The following is a 17,194-nucleotide window of genomic DNA, read 5'->3' as shown; positions in this document are numbered from 1 at the left end:
TGTGTTTTGAAAAGCAATACAGCGGTAAAGTTGAAAAATGTGTACCAAATGCTCAGATGCACGCTTTTAGTAGCTAAATAGCTACATTGTCTACTAAAAGATGGTATTTGTATAATTATATTAGAAAAAAGAAGTCCCTGAGCGGGGAAATTCATCTACAAGTGTATACGTATCCCTCAACTGCGTTGGTAGAAGTTATGATTTGAGTTACAGCCCGGCTTTTGAAGTAAGTAAAAGAGCGGAGCATGGGTTCAAAGATCGGTGCTGCTCAGAGATTTAATTCCTGGTAGGAGATCATCAAGATGGCAATTACCGCCAGAACAAGCCCCCATTTGTTCAGGGAATTGAGTCTTTCCCGGTAAATCAGCCAAGCGGCAGCCGAAGACACCAGCATACTGAGAATGTTGTAGATCGGGAAAACAAATGCCGCGCTGTTGCCGAACGAAGCCAATGCAAGCAGGAGAAAGTAGAGCGACAAGAAATTAGGCACACCCAGGATCAAACCTCCTGCAACGCTCCTGAGGTGTAGCCGCTGTTTGTACAAAACCGACCGGTAAATGAGAATGGAAGTGCCGATCAGCATCGCACCCGTGCAGGCGATAATCATGAAAACGGTGGTTTGCCCAGGCTCGTAGTAGCGTGCCGACAGGTAATTAATAAGCGTGTTGTTGGTGCCCGAAGCCAGGAAAGTAAGTACGGGCAGCAGCCACAGACCAGCAGTGCTTCCGGTACTTTCACTTGCTGTTGTTCTCGTATCTTCCTTCTTGCCCGTTCCCTGAATGGCGCCCAAAGTGAGTGCTGCAAGTGCGACCAGCAAGCCCGCATAGTTGATCGCAGTGAAATCCTTGTTATTGTTTTTAAAAACAAAAAGACCAAACAGTACCGGGATTACCAGTGACATATTACCCGCCAGGGAGGTAGCAGTGACACTGACTTTTTGAGCAGTTAACCCAATGAGCATGAATGCAGTTACGAACATCGTACCCAATGCAAGTGTAAGCAATGTACCCTGTGAACCCCATTCAATTTGCCCGAATGCGGCAAGATCGGGCGTGAGTAACAGGCCGGTGATCACGCAGGAGTAGTAATTGAAAACCACCGCGTGAAAAGAGTCCACCTGGTACTTCGGAAATGCGCGCATGATCAGGTAAAGAGCCACGGTGAAAATCACCGCAAGTATGAAGTAGAGCATTCCTGATCTTATTGACGTGCCAGCAGTTCGTCTATCACTCTTGGGTAATGTTCGTATTCAAGCACATGTACTTTCGCGGCGACATCCTCAGCAGTATCGGTAGGCGCTACGTCGCAGGTTGCCTGAAAAATGATGTCGCCTTCGTCATAATTTTCATTCACATAATGAATGGTAATGCCCGATTGCAGCTCGCCTGCATTTACCACAGCTTCATGCACAAACTCTCCGTACATACCCTTGCCGCCATACTTGGGGAGCAAGGCGGGGTGAATGTTAATGATTTTATTGGGGAATGCATTCACGAGCATTGCAGGTACCAGCATCATAAATCCCGCGAGTACCACAAGATCAATGCGCTCGTTTTCAAGTATCTGAGGTATTTTACCGGTTTGGTAAAAGGTTCTTTTGTCGAAGAAAACAACTGGAATCTGTAAGTTGCATGCCCGTTTTATCACCCCGGCCATCGGATTGTTGGTGAAGATCAAAGAAACTTCAACATCTTCTCTTTCCGAGAAGTATTCGCTGATCTTCTCGGCATTAGTCCCCGAGCCGGAGGCAAAAATGGCTATTCTTTTCATTAGGTAAGATTAAAGGTGAATATCGATGAGATCAAAGCGGGATCGCCGGGACAAAACTAAAAAAGAACGGCTAACGAAAGTTCCGAAAGCCGCTCTTTACAAAGACCAGTTGTGAAAAAGTTAGTATATTTTGGTCAACTCGCTGTGTCCCATTAGTTTTCCTTTTCTGTAAGTTTCTGTTTTCAAATCCCAGATCACACTTGGAGTCCGGTAAGAGACGGTCTGCATATCCACTTTGATCGGAAAGCCCATGACCATTTGTACATTCATATCCGCATTAATCTTGTAAGCATCAAAGGTACCTGCGGGTACAGTCAGCTTCTCCTGGCCGATCACCGTTCTGTTTTTGATACCCATATTAAAAGTAACCGGCATTGCACCTGATTTGGCTTCTCCTTTTACCGAAGCATCTTTCCATTTGTCGCCGATGTTGTATTTGGAAGGATACTCAATGTTATCGTAAGTAAATTTCATTTCCATTCCCTCGAAAGATTTCATTTGCTCCTGACTCACTAGCGCACTGGCATCCAATACCATCGCATTTCCGTCGCATTTCATTTGATAAGTGTTTTTCAGCTCCGACTTCCCTTTGTTATTGAAAGATTCCATATCGATGCTGAAAACAGTGAATGCACCATCTTTGCTCACTTTCGCAATCTTATAGATGATTTTGCCAATCGGCTTGCCTTTCGCATCGAAGTTGTCCATTTCAAATCCTGAGCCTTCTTTTAATGTAAATCCCGCGCAGTCCTGTGCCGAGACAGGGAGGATAAATGACGCGATGAGGCAGCATGCGAGTAATAAGTACGTTTTCATAGTTTTCGGTTATAACGATTTGATTAATAACGAATACTTAAATATACTCTCCCGCAAGCTGCAAGGATGCAGGCTTTCAGAATATTGATTAAAAGGGCGCTACGCCCAGATCATCGTTAACAATCCAAGCAGCATGATGATCTTGCATAAGCTGCTGATTTCCCTGAAATCCTTGCGTGTATCCGCCCGCGACAGTTTGAATCCGAGATAAAGAATCGGCAGTAGAAGCAGTATAAACAGCAAAACGAGCAAACTGTTATTCAGTACCCTCGCCATGGTAAAGAGGGTGAAAACAAAAAAGATCAAAACCGTATACAGGAAGTTCCTGGTCCGTGGGATGCCCCAGATAATCGGCAGGGTGCGGCAGCCGTGCGCTTCATCTCCCTTAATATCTTCCATATCCTTCACTACTTCTCTGACGAGCGATATAAAGAACGAGAAAACAGAATAAATCAGCACCAGGTGGCGGTTTGCAGGAAAATGTACCGTCAGGATGAGGAGCGACATCGCTGTGAGCAGTGAAACTATGAAGTTACCGATAAATGGCGCCCGCTTAAAACGCTCGGAATAAAACCATAGCAGCGTGATCGAAAATACATTAATCAGAAAAATGTATGGACTAACTGCCAGTCCGAGCACCGCGCCGAGCACATTCAGAATCTGGTGCGCTCCGATTGCCCAACGCCTTTTGAGGTACCGCCCCACCACCACGCGCTCGGGTTTGTTGACGATATCTATTTTAATGTCGAAGTAATCATTGATGATATAGCCGGCGGCGGCAATGCAAACTGTCGAAAGAGACAGCAGGAAAAGATCAGGATCAGCTATAATGGACCTCCATTCACTTCTGGGGCCAATTAATAAAATCCTTGTCAGGTATTGGGTAAGCGCAACAATAACCAGATTAGTGAAGCGGACCAGCCGCGCACTTCCTGCAATGTAATCCCGTAATCTAATTTTGGACCTGACCGACACATTTATGCAGGTTAACGCTGAAAAGAAGGTTTAGGCGATAAAATTATCATTTTAAAGCATTAACGACAATTCTTAACTTCTTTATCCATTTGTGGGATAAAAAACACCGATTTGTTGTTAGCTGAAATGAAAACCTGCCCGGCGATAACTTAGGCTAGGGGGTTAATAACTTTTCTACTAACATTATGAAAATCGGTATCGTATGCTATCCAACCTTCGGAGGAAGTGGTGTGGTAGCTACCGAACTTGGTAAGGCGCTAGCGAAAGCCGGCCACCAGGTTCATTTTATCACATATTCTCAACCACAAAGACTCGATTTCTTCAATGAGAACCTCTATTATCACGAAGTAAATATACCCGCTTATCCATTGTTTCAATACCCGCCTTACGAGTCGGCACTATCGAGTGAAATGGTTCACGTGGTACAGAATGCAGGCCTAGATCTCCTGCATGTACATTACGCAATCCCACACGCATCCTCGGCTTACCTCGCCAAGCAGATACTCGCCCAGCAGGGAATCCACATTCCGGTGATCACAACTTTACACGGTACTGATATCACATTGGTCGGCAAAGACGAATCTTACGAGCCGGTAGTTACTTTCAGTATCAACCAGTCGGACGGAATTACAGCTGTTTCAGAATCTCTGAGACGTGATACTTACAGTCATTTCGCCATTACAAAAGACATTGAGGTAATTCCTAACTTCATTGATCTGGATCGTTTTAACAGACAAAAGAAAGATCATTTCAAACTGGCAATTTGTCCGAATAATGAAAAGCTGATCGTCCACACATCCAATTTCCGGAAGGTGAAGCGGATTGACGATGTGATTATGATTTTTGAAAAATTGCGGAAGCTGCTGCCAAGCAAGTTGCTGCTCGTTGGCGACGGCCCAGACCGTGCCCGTATTGAACGGCTTTGCAAAGACCTGGATATGCTCTCGGATATCCGTTTCCTGGGTAAGCTGGATGCGATTGAAGAAGTATTGTCGGTAGCAGATTTGTTTTTAATGCCGTCTGAATCCGAAAGTTTCGGTCTGGCTGCATTGGAAGCCCTCGCTTGTGAAGTGCCTTTGATCACTTCCAATGCAGGCGGATTGCCGGAGCTGAACCTGCACGGTGTAACCGGCTTCCTGAGTAATGTTGGCGATGTGGATGATATGGTGAAACACGCGGCATACATTTTGAACGATGATAATTTACCAACATTTAAAGCCAATGCGCTCGCCCGTGCAAAGGAATTTGATGTTGCGAAGATCCTACCACACTACGAATCCTATTACGAAAAGGTAGTGGAAAGCAGCAAAGCGGTTGCGATTTGAAGTCCGGAAACAGGAGCCCGTTTATACCAGTTACCGACCTTTCCGCAGGCGTAAGCCTGCATTCGTTAGGATTTTCCCTATATTAGTGTGCTATTTTACTTAGGTTTGCGTTATACAGAGAAGAAAACTTTTGAAAAATGAAACTGGTATTTAATATAATTCTCATATTCCTGCTGCTACTGGCATTTGTTCCTTTTTTTAGAAACTTCATTTTCCATTTACTTGTAGGAAGAAAGTTGGTAAAAGAGCAGGAAAGAATCTTCCGGGCGCATCAAAAGCAACAGCAACAAAAAACAAAGGGTGGCGTAAGAGTAGACAATGTACCACCTGATGCAAACCAATCTTCAAGATTTCAGGGCGGCGAATATGTCGATTATGAAGAGGTGAAATAATTTAAGATGATTTTGAAAATACAAAACCGGCACTGCGAAGCGCCGGTTTTTTGTTTTGTAAGGAAAGCGAAGATGCTTAATGCTTTACGATCTTGAATGTGCTTTTTCTTCCCTTTGATTCTACCACAAGTATATAAATACCACTTTGCAGCGCAGCTATGTTGATTTCTTCGGCCGTCTTACGTGACACCAAGTGCCGCAGAACCCTTCCATTCAGATCGTATAAATTGATTTGCTTCAATGCAGCTGCATTGTCAAATGTAACATGGAGCATTTCCTGAGCTGGGTTGGGAGCGACGGTTACTTTGAATGTAAGTGCCGGCTCCGCAGCGGTTACCATTTCTACCCGCACTGTTCCCGGGCTTTCTATGGTGCCCAACCCGCAGTAATTGGAAACCCTGAACAGACGATAATACTGGTTAGGCGAAGCCTGGAACAGCTCGATCACGTCGGTTGGGTTGTAACTCTGCCGCGTGTTGATCAGCAGATCTGTTCCCCATTGATAAGTCCACGGCCCGCCGCCTTCCAGGAGAACCGTGATTCTCGGATTTGTTTTTCCATCAAAAATAACCGACTCGGAAGCAAAGCGGGCTTTGGCTTTGAGTCCGGCCACCAATGCATACTCGTAAGCGCCGCTGGATGTTCCCGCGTCGCTTGCAGCCACACGCAATCTGTATTGTCCGTTTGCAACCAGGTCAGTTGGCAATACCGCTTTGAGCGGGTTCGTGTTGGCAATTGTAGCAACGGGGCGGAAATTCTTGCCTGTTGTATCCGATATCTGCACCGTCATTACATTGCTCGCCAAAACCGCCGGTATTTCCGCTATAAAATGTAGTTGGTCCAGCGACTTCCATAAACAAAAAATGGCGCGCAGATTGCTCTGCACGCCATGATAAGAATTGATCTGAATGTGATTTTACCGGCTCAGATACAGGTTTCTTTCTCCATATATCTTTTGGAAAAAATCGTCCTGCAAATCGTCGATAAAGTAGATAGCTTCTCCGGTCGATTTCATTTCCGGTCCAAGCTCCTTATTTACATTCGGGAATTTATTAAATGAGAATACCGGGATCTTGATCGCCCATCCTTTTTTCACAGGATTGAATGTGAAATCAGACAGTTTCTTATCGCCCAGCATCAGCTTGGTTGCGTAATTCACATAAGGCTCCTGGTAGGCTTTGCAAATGAAAGGTACCGTTCTGGAAGCTCTTGGGTTGGCTTCAATCACATACACAACGCCATTTTTAATAGCAAACTGCACGTTGATCAGACCTTTTACATTCATTGCCAGTGCAATCTTACGGGTATGCTCTTCGATCTGACGAATCTCGTCGGCGCTCAGATCGAACGGAGGCAATGCAGCGTGCGAGTCGCCGGAGTGGATTCCAGCTGGCTCGATATGCTCCATTACACCGATGATGTAAGCATCTTCCCCGTCACAAATCGCGTCAGCCTCTGCTTCGAGCGCGCCTTCGAGGAAGTGGTCAAGCAGGATATTGTTATCTGGAATATCGTGCAGGATCTTCACCACGTGTTGTTCCAGTTCCTTTTCGTTGATCACGATCTTCATGCTCTGTCCACCCAATACGTAGCTAGGACGAACAAGCAGCGGGAAGCCCAGTGTTCTTGAAAGTTCAACTGCTGCATCCGATGTACGTACAGTACCGAACTTCGGGAATGGGATATTGAGCTCTTCCAATAGTGAAGAGAACCGGCCGCGGTCTTCTGCCCAGTCAAGTGAATGGTAGCTGGTACCGATGATTTTCACACCATATTTTTCCAGCTTTTCTGCCATTTTCAATGCAGTCTGTCCGCCAAGCTGCACGATCACACCTTCCGGTTTTTCGTGCTCGATAATGTCGAAAACGTGTTCCCAGAAAACCGGCTCGAAGTAAAGCTTGTCCGAAATATCCGGGTCGGTTGAAACCGTTTCAGGGTTACAGTTCACCATAATGGTTTCGTAACCAGCTTCTTTCGCTGCCAAAACTCCATGTACGCAAGAGTAGTCAAACTCGATTCCCTGACCGATCCTGTTAGGCCCTGAACCCAGTACCATCACTTTCTTGCGGTCGCTTACAATCGATTCGTTGTCAGGATATTCCTGCGAAGTATTGAACGTAGAGTAGTAGTAAGGCGTTTTTGCTTCGAACTCAGCTGCGCAGGTATCCACGCATTTGTAAACACGTTTGATACCCAATGCTTTTCTTCTATCGTAAACCTTGCTTTCTTTGGTTCCAAGCAAATGCGCGATCTGACGATCCGCGTAACCTTTTTGTTTGGCTGTAAGCAGCAGCTCCCTTGGAAGATCTTCGAGTTCGTACTTCTCAATCTGGTGTTCCAGCTCGATCAGCTCCTCGATCTGGCGCAGGAACCATGCGTCTATTTTGGTAAGATTCTGGATTGTTTTGAAAGACAAACCGATCTTGAATGCATCGTAGATGTGGAACAAACGGTCCCAGCTCGGGTTTTTCAGGCTTTTCTTAATTGCTTCCTGATCGCGCAGCTCGCGGCCGTCGGCACCCAGTCCGTTCCGGCGGATTTCGAGTGACTGACAAGCTTTCTGCAATGCTTCCTGGAAATTACGTCCGATTCCCATTGCTTCTCCAACGGATTTCATCTGCAAGCCAAGCGAGCGGTCAGCGCCTTTGAACTTGTCGAAATTCCAGCGGGGCACTTTTACGATAACGTAGTCAATGGAAGGCTCGAAGAATGCGGAGGTACTTCCGGTGATCGGGTTGATCAACTCATCGAGGTTGTAGCCAATCGCCATTTTAGCAGCGATTTTAGCAATCGGGTAACCTGTCGCTTTCGAAGCAAGTGCCGAAGAGCGGGAAACGCGTGGGTTGATCTCGATGGCAATAATCTTGTCGTCTGCCGGATTCACAGAGAACTGTACATTACAGCCACCTGCGAATTTTCCGATCCCGTCCATCATTTTGATAGCGAGGTCGCGCATTTGCTGGTAAAGCGTATCAGGCAATGTCATCGCCGGCGCTACCGTGATACTGTCGCCTGTATGTACCCCCATCGGGTCAAAGTTCTCGATCGAACAGATGATGATGAAGTTACCATTGCCGTCACGCAGCAATTCGAGCTCGTATTCTTTCCAGCCCATTACGCTTTGTTCAACCAGTACCTCGTGTACAGGAGAAGCGTGTAAGCCGTTATTCAATGCCTGGTCAAAATCTTCTTCTTTCTCCACGAAGCCGCCGCCGGTTCCTCCCAATGTAAACGAGGGGCGTATAACCAGCGGGAAGCCAATCTCCTGGGCGATTTCCTTGCCTTCCAAAAATGAGCGGGCAGTTCGTCCGATACACACATTCACACCTAATTCCAGCATTTTCAACCGGAATTTCTCTCTATCCTCAGTGGTCTCAATTGCTTTGATGTCGACACCGATAATCTCAACATCATATTTTTTCCAGATTCCCGCTTTGTCGCAGTCGATGGCCAGGTTCAATGCAGTCTGACCGCCCATTGTTGGCAAAACCGCGTCAATCGGCCTGCCTAGTGCTCTGTGTTTTTCAAGAATTTCAACGATATACTTTTTCTCCAATGGCAACAGATAAACATGATCTGCACTGATAGGATCAGTCATGATGGTTGCCGGATTGGAATTGATAAGAACTACTTCAATTCCTTCCTCACGCAGCGAACGGGCCGCCTGGGAACCTGCGTAGTCAAATTCACAAGCCTGACCTATGACAATGGGACCTGAACCGATAATCAGAACGGATTTGATATTCGTATTTTTGGGCACAGTAGATGGTAATTTTGTAGAAATGAAGGAAATACTTTAACAACTTTTGGGGTTGCCTGGGAATTCTCAGCAGGGGTACGTCCAAAAATTCCACAAAGTTAATTCACATATTCGAAAAAGCAGGGCCGGAAGTCGGAAATTAGTTGTAAAAATAGAATTTTGTATGTAAGTGGATATTAATCAAACTGTTAGGAGCTATTGCAACGGAACTATGGAAGGCGCCGAGATATCGAAGTCCCGCAAACGCAAAGGTACGTTCCCGCTCGCGCCGAATCGCCATTCGGCCGTGTTGCCGGGAATGTTTGGATAATACCCCACCCGGATCTGTAATGTATTAAAGGTAAGATTCTCATTTCTCAGCCTCAGGCCAAGCCCATAGCCCTGGTAAAGCGGACCGTCCCAAAGCGAAGAAACGCCATTGACCAGCCCCAGATCAGCAAACACAAAGTAGGCAATCCGAAACCCGAGCAAGCTTTTGTCCGAGAAGAACACGGTTTCCGTTCCGACGGTCAGCCTCTTGGTACCAATCAGCTGATCATTGTTAATGCCCCTGATACCTTGCTCTCCGCTGATATTCAGATAATCCAGCGGATCGCGGCGGATCCCGTGGGTATACCGGAATGTGAGAAACTGTCGGAAGAAGCTGTATCTGAACGGGATCAGGTTACTGATATAGTTTAATTGCCCGTTAATCACTCCCTGCTGCGCTACCCCCTTTTTGGAGTAGGTCCCGACATTGGCAAGAAAGTACATGTAACCCAGGTTGTGCGGAATGTAATTACCCGTAGCAAACTGCACACCGCCATATCCGCGCACGCCGAATTCCGTATTTTCCCTTCCGATAGTTAATGCAAACAAGCTTCCTATCGGCACGTCCTCCGTTCTACCAAAACCATAAATTAAAACGTCGCGTTTGTAATTCCGGTTAGAGTACCCCAAACTTACCAGCGTGGCACTGCGGTTCCAGTATATCTTGTTGAGATCAGCTGTAACCAGCGGACGTTTCTCAAAATGGTATTTGTTGTGCCGGAATGCAGTAACAATCCGGGAGTTCTTGGCCAGCCTGCTGTCTGGGAACGGAAACTTAAATGCCCGACCGATCCACGCGTCATAATAGGCATACTCGGTAGGAAAGCGGATTTCCACATCCGTATCGTCCAGCCTTCGCTTGTATTGCCGCACATTGGTGTGGCCGATTTCGAAGGCACCGGCATATTTGGTTTCGTTCGTCAAAAAGCGCCTGAAAAAGCGGATGGACTGCTCTTTCAGATCGCGTTCCCGGATGAAGTTGGCCTGGCCGGTGATAAATGTTTTTCCGATATAAGGAATGGTATAAATGCTGCGGAACTGGAATTTCTGAATGGTATCGTTGGCATCCCACCGGATTCCTGTGCGCTGTGAATGCGTCGTTCCGCGGACGTTGATGTTCTCTACGGATGCACTGAATTTATTAAAACCGCTGAACCCGCCTGCGAAATTAAGCGACCAGGAATCCTGCACCAGCACCACTACGTCGGCCATCCAGGTCACGTCGCTTCGCGGGACAACGATTATCCGCGCATCAAGAATCGTGCGGTTCTCACGCAGCAGACGCTCGTTGTCTTTTAATACCTGCGCCTGAATGTCGTCGCCTTCTGAAAACAGCAGAAAAGACTTCCGGATAATACCTTCCCGCGTATTTGTATGCAGTGTTTTGCTCAGAAATCTCTCAAGGCGGTTTCCTGTGCGCGTCGTATCGTATACAGACTCGCCCAGAATATCCAGCTGGCGAATGTAGATTTTACGGATCACCATTCCCTCGTAAGGCGTAAATGGATTGGTCTCGATCTCCTTTACCTCTTTGATCTTGCCCTGGTTATATACATCCCGGAAAAGCAACCTGTACACTGCGCGCGAGAACTTCGTCTTCGACATGCGCGCTTTCAGGTTCGTGTACCGAACACTATCGCTTTTGTAAACTGCCGCGCTGTCGGGATTTTGGGCCGACGCGATGGCAGAGAACAGGAGAAACAGTACCAGATACTTGTACATGAGAAATGTAAATTCCAATAGAAAGCATTAACGTAAACACAGGAAGCAAAGGTATGCGGCAGTTGAAGGGCGGTAATCAAATCGTACCGAAGTTGACATTACTTATTTGCGTCGAGAATAGCTTTCACAGTCCTGTCCAATGCGCTCGGGGCAGGTGCGTTTTTCAATGCAAATTTTCCATTTGGCCTGATAATCGCGAATGTGGCTGCGTCAAGCGGGTTGAGCCTGAAAAGCAGGTCCATTGCCTGATTGTCGTTTAGGAATACATGTGCGCCTTTCAGTTGATGCCGGACCACATACTGGCGCAGCAGCTCATCTGAAAATCCAAATTCCTGCCCTGGGAGGTGTACAAATATGAACTTGACATTCTCAGGCAGGCGGGCTTGCAGCATAGGAATGAAACCCATCTCCTCGCGGCTCTTCGCATCTTCCATACTCCATTTGATGAGATAGATCGTGTTGCCTTTGTAGCCGTCAATGAGCTGATTGACCCACGTATTGCCCCGGTCATTGGAGGCAGTAAGGTAATAGCCCGGCAATGCTTCGGTGGGGGTAGTTCGGGCATTTTTAAAATTCACCAGCTTGGCGATATCTGCGCTGTCTTTCACTTCCAGCCGCACAAGCTCGTCCAGTGACTGCTTAAACTGTGGTATCCCATTCCGCGATTGAATGTGCCGGTTCAGCAGCAGCTGCTGTTTGTAAGTGAATTTGTAAAGATTGCGCGACAAATAGCGCATATTCAGAAACTCGGTTGCGGTACTGTCAAACAGATCGTCGTAAGTCCGGCTTTCCCTTTCGTAGTTGAAAAGAATGTTCAGCGTTGTTTCGTTTTTTGCAAAAAGCTTGTTCAAAAAATCAAGCTGCGCTTTTTCGGCAACGCCATTTAACGTGATTTGTTCAAGGCGCTGTTTTTCGTCAGACGTGAGGTTATTGCTGTAATTCCTGATCAGTGTCGCCATTAATCTTACCGGCAATGAGTTGGTTCGACTGGGACTGATCATCCGCTGCTGCTGGGCGAGCACGTCGGCGTAATCGCCAAACCTGCTTGCCCAGATCACGCGTTGTCCTGTCAAAGGCGGGTTTGCAAGGCGTTTAAGGCTGTCTTTCAGTGCGCTACTTATTTCATACAAATTGCTCAATGCATGCTCAAAAAGGATTTGCATTTGTTCCTCTTCTGCATTCGCCTTTACCCATTGGAGCAAAGCGGGGGACGGTACCGAGTTTTGCGTAGCAGCTTGTACAGCGCCGATGCGCAATGCGGCCCGTTGCTCAGTAAGCGACCTTGCCTGCGCTACGCTGCGTTCCCAGAACGATTTGAAAAACTCGGAACCCAATGCCTTATTCGCGCTCAGCCGCTTATTCTCTTCCTGGATATAAGTCGGATACTGATTATTGGCATCTGCATTGACGCCCGCGAAATAAAACAGCTTACCAGTTGTGTTGAGAGAGTCGCCGTTGAAGGTGATCTCTACGGTACCTGGGGAACCAAGGAAGGTGGCAAAAGCTTTTCCACCGTAATCAAGGTAAATTTCTTCCTGTTGAAAAAGCATAGGAAGTGAAACCCTGAAACTGCCGTCTGCGTCCAATGGCGCCTGTTTGCTGAGCTCCGACTGCGGTTGCAGTATGTTATTACGGGAGAAATTAATGAAGGAAGCCTGCCGGTAAAGCCGGCCATTGAGGTTAAGTATTCTGCCCTTGATGATCAGTGAATCTGTCGAAGCCTGACAAATCTGAAATAAGCCTGAAAAAAGGACGAAAAGTAAGGTAAAGCGCATGCACGTGACTATTGAAAATTTTATAACGAAAAATAGCCAGCCTTTTTTACGCCTCCAAATCTGAAAGTTTATTTCCGCAGCGGGTTAGCTTACAATGTATGGTCCGGGCCGACAAGTTCCTGGTCCGGCCCGCCATCTTCATACCTTACATATATCCCGTGATAACGATCCTGCGCGTGGTAGTCTTTGCGGAGCGGGTGACCTTCCCAGTCCTCCGGGAGCAGGATCCGGCGCAGGTCCGGGTGGCCGTCGAAATGAATACCCATTAAATCATAAGCTTCGCGCTCGTGCCATTCAGCAGTGCGCCAGATATGGCTGACCGTAGGTACTACCGGCAGGTCACCTTCCGGATTATTCCTTGGAAAAACGGCTTTGATCGTGAAGTCTCTTTGGTAAGGAATCGAAGTCAGGTTGTAGATCACTTCCATTGTCGCCAGTCCGGGCCCATTGTCGATCGCTGTAATGCAAGCCAGGAAATCGAAAAACAAACGGTTATCCTCATGCAGGAACTGGCAGACATCCGCAATATTTTCTTTTGGTACAATTAAAACCGGTTGCGGGTTTTTGATATCTGCATCGATCGCTAATTCCGGAAACCGGGCAACAATCAGGGAAGTGATTTCTTGAAAATCCATTGGTTAAAAGTTAGGCTGTTGCCATTTCCGAAGCTTCCATTTCAAGGAACAGTGCGGGTGCGACTTCTTTTGTATTCCTGATCTTTTCCTGCAGTTTCATAAATCCGCCAATCAGCGCCTCTGGTCGCGGCGGACAGCCGGGAACGTATATATCTACCGGAATGATCCTGTCCACCCCTTTCACCACATGGTACCCGTGCTCCCAGTACGGACCGCCGCAGTTGGAGCAGCTTCCCATGGAGATCACATAGCGCGGCTCGGGCATTTGTTCATATAATCTTCTGATCCGGTCGGCCATTTTGAAAGTAACAGTACCTGCCACAATCATCACGTCCGACTGCCTGGGGGAAGGTCGCGGCATAATGCCAAACCTTTCCAGGTCGTAATTGGAAGCATAAGCCGCCATCATTTCAATGGCGCAGCATGCGATACCGAATCCCATGGGCCACAACGACGACAGCCGTGCCCAGTTCATAAGGTCCTCAGCATTAGTTAGTATAATTCCTCCGTCTCCGGTTTTTGCTCTTTCACTCATCTTGCTATCGAATACTACTATCCGGTTGGTACAAATTTTGCCTGTTATTGTGATACAGACTTCACAATTGTAACCATATTTGGCAAGAAACGGTTTCAGCCCGCGTTACAAAACAAATGCTTTTAACAACAACTATATGAAAAACAAACTACTTCTCATTGCTTCCTTTCTAATCATTTTCTCCGGGTTCGCCAGCGCACAAACAGAGGCCGATACAACAGTGAGGTTATTTAAAAGCGGAATGGCGATTTACGCGGAATTCGGGCTCTTGCCTAACAATAAAGCGATACGCGATCAACTTACGCAGCTGGGTGTGAAACCATTTGAAGGATTAATGGGCTCTATCGTGCTGGCGCGGCGGACTGAGTCGGAGAAGTGGTTTTCAGAAGGCCGGATCATTATTATGAACAGTACCAATTATACTACGGATAAAAATGTGAAGAAAGCCTACTTGTCAGGCATCGGAATCGGTACAGATGGCGGCCCGAAGCTTGTGAACACGTCGCGCTGGAATGTCACCATTCCACTGGGTGTTGATGTGATGCTTTACCGGCTGAATATCAGAAGCAATGGTAATGCGACGATCGGTCAGGTTGTTAACAATCCGTCTTCCTTCCAGGCTGTTAAGCTATTTACACCCAATGTAAATCTCCACGGGGGCCTGGGGGTAGATTATAAAATGAATCTTTTCCCTAAGGTGAATGATAAGGTGTACCTGAGTGGCAAGGTAACGTACCACCAGCCGCTGCTTGGAAAAAGGAAATGGAGGGGAGAGAATGTAACGATCACTGATTTGCCTTCATTGAAAGTAAACCAGGTTTACGTACAGGTTGGATTGGTCGTTTTCCCGAAACCGGGCGATAAGAAGTGGGGTAAAATGCATTGAGCTAATTCTTCTTCTCATTTTCAACAAGCAATGTCCGCAGCTTGTCTTTGAGCATTCTGATATACATATCCTTATCTTCTTCGGTAAGGATATTTTTTGTGCCTGAAAGTTTGGGATTGGTGCTTTCAGTCTCATTAACTGAACGATCCCTGAGCAGCTCGTCAACAGTGGCTTCAAATACTTCTGCAAACTTTTTCAGCTGCCAGATTGAGGGTGTTGTTTTGCCTCTCTCAATGTCCGAATAATTGGGCTGGGACATACCGCATTTCGTCGCGACCCACGTTTGTGTATACCGTTTTTCCTCCCGCTTGGCCAGCAGGTTGCTTGCAAGTATGTTCATTCAGTGTGTGAGTTTGTGAGAAGTTTTGTTTTGCAATAATTCAAAAATTCCCATTCAACGCCAACTGTTTTGCAAATTATAAGCGGTGGTTATGAAGTTATAAGTGTTGCTTATAAACTTATAAGTCAAGCCAATAGACTTATAAGCAGAGCTTGTTGGAAGTTGCACAAGAATCAATTCACTTTGTCTCATGCCATTGGTCGCCCTGTTGCGTCCTTGGTTTTATCACTTCAAAACAAACATGAAATGTCACACACCTATCAATCACCGCGCCTGCGGTCTCTCTGCGCGATCCTTTTGCTGTTGATCGCTTCCTGCCAAAAATCAGATGTTGCTTCTCCCAATCAGGGAGAGCCCACGCGCTTTGCCGGACAGTTCCGCGTCTCTTTGAACGATGCCGCAGAAGTTGCCGCATTCCATTTGTCGGTTGATTCTGCGTCTGACAAAAATGCCAGAGTTGTGGACGGAGACAATGAGATCCTGGAAAGAAAGGCTGTTTTAGATTCGGCCGACAAACAGCCACTACTTTACATCTTCAAGAAAAGAAGAGGGTTCGCCATTGTCTCGGGTGATTTAAGGGTAATGCCGGTGCTGGCACATTCCGAGAAGTCGAGTGTGGACCTGAATGATATTCCGACGGGAGTTCGGCTATGGATGGAAACTGCGAAGCACAAGATTCGCGAAGCCCGCAAGGATACAAGTCCGCCGCACCCGATCGTTTTAAAAGAATGGCAGAAATACCTGTCACGTCAGCTGAGAACAACTGATACTTACTGCATTGAATGGTACCAATATGGGCAGTTTCAATGTAAATACACATCAAGCCAAAAAGGCCCGTTGCTGACAACTGCATGGGGGCAACATCGCTTGTCTACAACACAATTGAGTACTGCTGGGAATTGTGATGGTTGCGGCAGAAGAAAGGCTGGCTGCGGACCGGTGGCTATGGCCCAATTGGAAGAATTCTATCATCCTAATCTGGCAAGGCCCAGATTTCCCAAGGACACCTGCTTCGCAAGTAACGCAGGTGAGATTAGCTTAGGAGCTCTAATGAAAAATATGGGAGATAAAGCAAAAGCAAGCTACAATTACATGGGTAGCTGTAATACTTTTACATGGCCAAGCAATGTCAAAAGTGGATTAAAGGATTTCGGTTTTTCAAATGGCGGCAATGGGAACGAGGCATATAATTACAATTTGATTAAAAGTGAATTAAATGGTAAGTATCCACTGATTTTCTGGGGATCAACCTGCTTGGACTGTTGGGATGATTATCATGTCTGGTTGTGTGATGGCTACTTGGAACATCATTATAGTGATTTCAATTGCACAACAAAGCAATGTAACAACTGGTCATATTACTTTTTACATATGAATTGGGGATGGGCAGGAGGATGGGACGATTACTATGCACTTGGTCAATACAATCCCGGTGGTGAAGATTACAATGGAAACTTGCATGTTATAACAGGTATTCGCCCATAGCTATGAAATCGCAAACAAAAAGTGTCACCATACTTTTAATGTTAAGTTTTTCGCTTTGTCTTTGCTCCTGCGATGACGGATGGGGGCCGGGTGGTCCTACCCAGGCACATTTACATAGTAATTGGAGACTGGATTCTTCTATCGCGAATCACAAGCTGTTAAACATTCAAAAAGAAATGTTAAAAATTGCATGGGATGGAAAATATACGGTGGAAAAAACCTTTCAAAATGACTCGCTGGTTAATACGCAGTATTGGGGCATCAATCCCCGGCCTGCTTCTGATGACAATAACGGCACCGTTCTAATTAGTTATAGATATGGTTTAAAACGATTTTATCGAGTACGGCTTCATGTAGGAAAACCTAGCAATCTTGAAGCCACAGCTTATGTAAACCAAGTTGGAGGTGAAGCAGACTCTGTAAAGTACTATTACACGGAGATTTGGGGCCAATAGTGCTATTAAAATTG

General features: G+C 46.5%; 16 protein-coding genes. 5 read left to right on the top strand and 11 right to left on the bottom strand.

The genetic code is table 11. From position 1 onward, the window contains the following. Positions 1–268 precede the first annotated feature (268 nt). From Q369_RS0104675 to Q369_RS0104660, 4 genes are all read right to left on the bottom strand, one after another. Positions 269–1,192 carry an EamA family transporter gene (locus tag Q369_RS0104675; RefSeq protein ID WP_031526648.1) on the bottom strand — a complete coding sequence of 308 codons (924 nt, stop codon included), beginning with the start codon at positions 1,190–1,192 and terminating at the stop codon, positions 269–271. 8 nt (positions 1,193–1,200) lie between these two features. Continuing rightward, positions 1,201–1,770 carry a phosphoribosylglycinamide formyltransferase gene (gene purN, locus Q369_RS0104670; RefSeq protein ID WP_031526647.1) on the bottom strand — a complete coding sequence of 190 codons (570 nt, stop codon included), beginning with the start codon at positions 1,768–1,770 and terminating at the stop codon, positions 1,201–1,203. A gap of 120 nt (positions 1,771–1,890) precedes the next feature. Beyond that, a complete protein-coding gene (locus Q369_RS0104665) occupies positions 1,891–2,586 on the bottom strand; it encodes a TapB family protein (protein ID WP_031526646.1) in 696 nt (231 codons plus the stop codon). Positions 2,587–2,685: 99 nt separating this feature from the next. After that, positions 2,686–3,567: a geranylgeranylglycerol-phosphate geranylgeranyltransferase gene (locus tag Q369_RS0104660; protein WP_035332989.1), complete on the bottom strand. Its 882-nt coding sequence runs from the start codon at positions 3,565–3,567 to the stop codon at positions 2,686–2,688. Positions 3,568–3,746: 179 nt separating this feature from the next. Between Q369_RS0104660 and bshA the strand changes: the two genes are divergently transcribed. Next, on the top strand, positions 3,747–4,886 hold the full coding sequence (bshA, locus tag Q369_RS0104655; RefSeq protein WP_031526644.1) for an N-acetyl-alpha-D-glucosaminyl L-malate synthase BshA: 1,140 nt from the start codon (positions 3,747–3,749) through the stop codon (positions 4,884–4,886). Between the two features lie 137 nt (positions 4,887–5,023). Continuing rightward, positions 5,024–5,278, top strand: coding sequence for a DUF4834 family protein (locus Q369_RS0104650; RefSeq protein WP_031526643.1), 255 nt, complete (start codon positions 5,024–5,026; stop codon positions 5,276–5,278). 76 nt (positions 5,279–5,354) lie between these two features. Here Q369_RS0104650 and Q369_RS0104645 read toward each other — a convergent pair whose 3' ends face one another. From Q369_RS0104645 to nuoB, 6 genes are all read right to left on the bottom strand, one after another. Then, positions 5,355–6,164, bottom strand: a complete 810-nt coding sequence (locus tag Q369_RS0104645) for a T9SS type A sorting domain-containing protein (RefSeq protein WP_157488046.1) — start codon at positions 6,162–6,164, stop codon at positions 5,355–5,357. Between the two features lie 30 nt (positions 6,165–6,194). Continuing rightward, complete coding sequence (gene carB, locus Q369_RS0104640; RefSeq protein ID WP_031526641.1) at positions 6,195–9,038, bottom strand: carbamoyl-phosphate synthase large subunit; 2,844 nt, start codon at positions 9,036–9,038, stop codon at positions 6,195–6,197. Positions 9,039–9,233: 195 nt separating this feature from the next. Beyond that, positions 9,234–11,069 (bottom strand): hypothetical protein, encoded by a 1,836-nt coding sequence (locus Q369_RS0104635; RefSeq protein ID WP_031526640.1) that lies wholly within the window; start codon positions 11,067–11,069, stop codon positions 9,234–9,236. A 98-nt stretch (positions 11,070–11,167) separates the two neighbouring features. Continuing rightward, complete coding sequence (locus tag Q369_RS0104630; protein ID WP_229206730.1) at positions 11,168–12,844, bottom strand: hypothetical protein; 1,677 nt, start codon at positions 12,842–12,844, stop codon at positions 11,168–11,170. An 89-nt stretch (positions 12,845–12,933) separates the two neighbouring features. Continuing rightward, complete coding sequence (locus Q369_RS0104625; protein ID WP_051663916.1) at positions 12,934–13,479, bottom strand: NADH-quinone oxidoreductase subunit C; 546 nt, start codon at positions 13,477–13,479, stop codon at positions 12,934–12,936. A gap of 10 nt (positions 13,480–13,489) precedes the next feature. Further along, positions 13,490–14,014, bottom strand: a complete 525-nt coding sequence (gene nuoB / locus Q369_RS0104620) for an NADH-quinone oxidoreductase subunit NuoB (protein WP_031526637.1) — start codon at positions 14,012–14,014, stop codon at positions 13,490–13,492. A gap of 136 nt (positions 14,015–14,150) precedes the next feature. On the opposite strand from nuoB, the gene Q369_RS0104615 reads away from it, so the two are divergent. Then, the gene (locus Q369_RS0104615) at positions 14,151–14,900 is read left to right on the top strand and encodes a hypothetical protein (protein ID WP_031526636.1); all 750 of its coding nucleotides are present in this window, start codon (positions 14,151–14,153) and stop codon (positions 14,898–14,900) included. A gap of 1 nt (position 14,901) precedes the next feature. On the opposite strand, the gene Q369_RS0104610 is transcribed toward Q369_RS0104615, so the two are convergent. Further along, positions 14,902–15,240 carry a helix-turn-helix domain-containing protein gene (locus Q369_RS0104610; protein ID WP_031526635.1) on the bottom strand — a complete coding sequence of 113 codons (339 nt, stop codon included), beginning with the start codon at positions 15,238–15,240 and terminating at the stop codon, positions 14,902–14,904. 69 nt (positions 15,241–15,309) lie between these two features. Between Q369_RS0104610 and Q369_RS0104605 the strand changes: the two genes are divergently transcribed. Together Q369_RS0104605 and Q369_RS0104600 are read left to right on the top strand one after the other, a co-directional pair. Beyond that, a complete protein-coding gene (locus Q369_RS0104605) occupies positions 15,310–16,725 on the top strand; it encodes a Spi family protease inhibitor (protein WP_157488044.1) in 1,416 nt (471 codons plus the stop codon). Between the two features lie 2 nt (positions 16,726–16,727). Continuing rightward, positions 16,728–17,180, top strand: coding sequence for a hypothetical protein (locus tag Q369_RS0104600; RefSeq protein ID WP_035332984.1), 453 nt, complete (start codon positions 16,728–16,730; stop codon positions 17,178–17,180). Positions 17,181–17,194: the final 14 nt, after the last annotated feature.

Origin of the sequence: Dyadobacter crusticola DSM 16708, assembly GCF_000701505.1 — a bacterium.
GTDB classification, from domain to species: Bacteria; Bacteroidota; Bacteroidia; order Cytophagales; family Spirosomataceae; genus Dyadobacter; species Dyadobacter crusticola.
The sequence above is the reverse complement of the archived record's forward strand: the minus strand, read 5'-3'. Positions and strand labels throughout refer to the sequence as shown.

Coding starts and splice junctions, on each gene's coding strand:
- Q369_RS0104675 (WP_031526648.1), bottom strand. CDS start 1,192: ATGCTCTACTTCATACTTGCGGTGATTTTCACCGTGGCTCTTTACCTG.
- purN (WP_031526647.1), bottom strand. CDS start 1,770: ATGAAAAGAATAGCCATTTTTGCCTCCGGCTCGGGGACTAATGCCGAG.
- Q369_RS0104665 (WP_031526646.1), bottom strand. CDS start 2,586: ATGAAAACGTACTTATTACTCGCATGCTGCCTCATCGCGTCATTTATC.
- bshA (WP_031526644.1), top strand. CDS start 3,747: ATGAAAATCGGTATCGTATGCTATCCAACCTTCGGAGGAAGTGGTGTG.
- Q369_RS0104650 (WP_031526643.1), top strand. CDS start 5,024: ATGAAACTGGTATTTAATATAATTCTCATATTCCTGCTGCTACTGGCA.
- Q369_RS0104635 (WP_031526640.1), bottom strand. CDS start 11,069: ATGTACAAGTATCTGGTACTGTTTCTCCTGTTCTCTGCCATCGCGTCG.
- Q369_RS0104630 (WP_229206730.1), bottom strand. CDS start 12,844: ATGCGCTTTACCTTACTTTTCGTCCTTTTTTCAGGCTTATTTCAGATT.
- Q369_RS0104625 (WP_051663916.1), bottom strand. CDS start 13,479: ATGGATTTTCAAGAAATCACTTCCCTGATTGTTGCCCGGTTTCCGGAA.
- nuoB (WP_031526637.1), bottom strand. CDS start 14,014: ATGAGTGAAAGAGCAAAAACCGGAGACGGAGGAATTATACTAACTAAT.
- Q369_RS0104615 (WP_031526636.1), top strand. CDS start 14,151: ATGAAAAACAAACTACTTCTCATTGCTTCCTTTCTAATCATTTTCTCC.
- Q369_RS0104610 (WP_031526635.1), bottom strand. CDS start 15,240: ATGAACATACTTGCAAGCAACCTGCTGGCCAAGCGGGAGGAAAAACGG.
- Q369_RS0104600 (WP_035332984.1), top strand. CDS start 16,728: ATGAAATCGCAAACAAAAAGTGTCACCATACTTTTAATGTTAAGTTTT.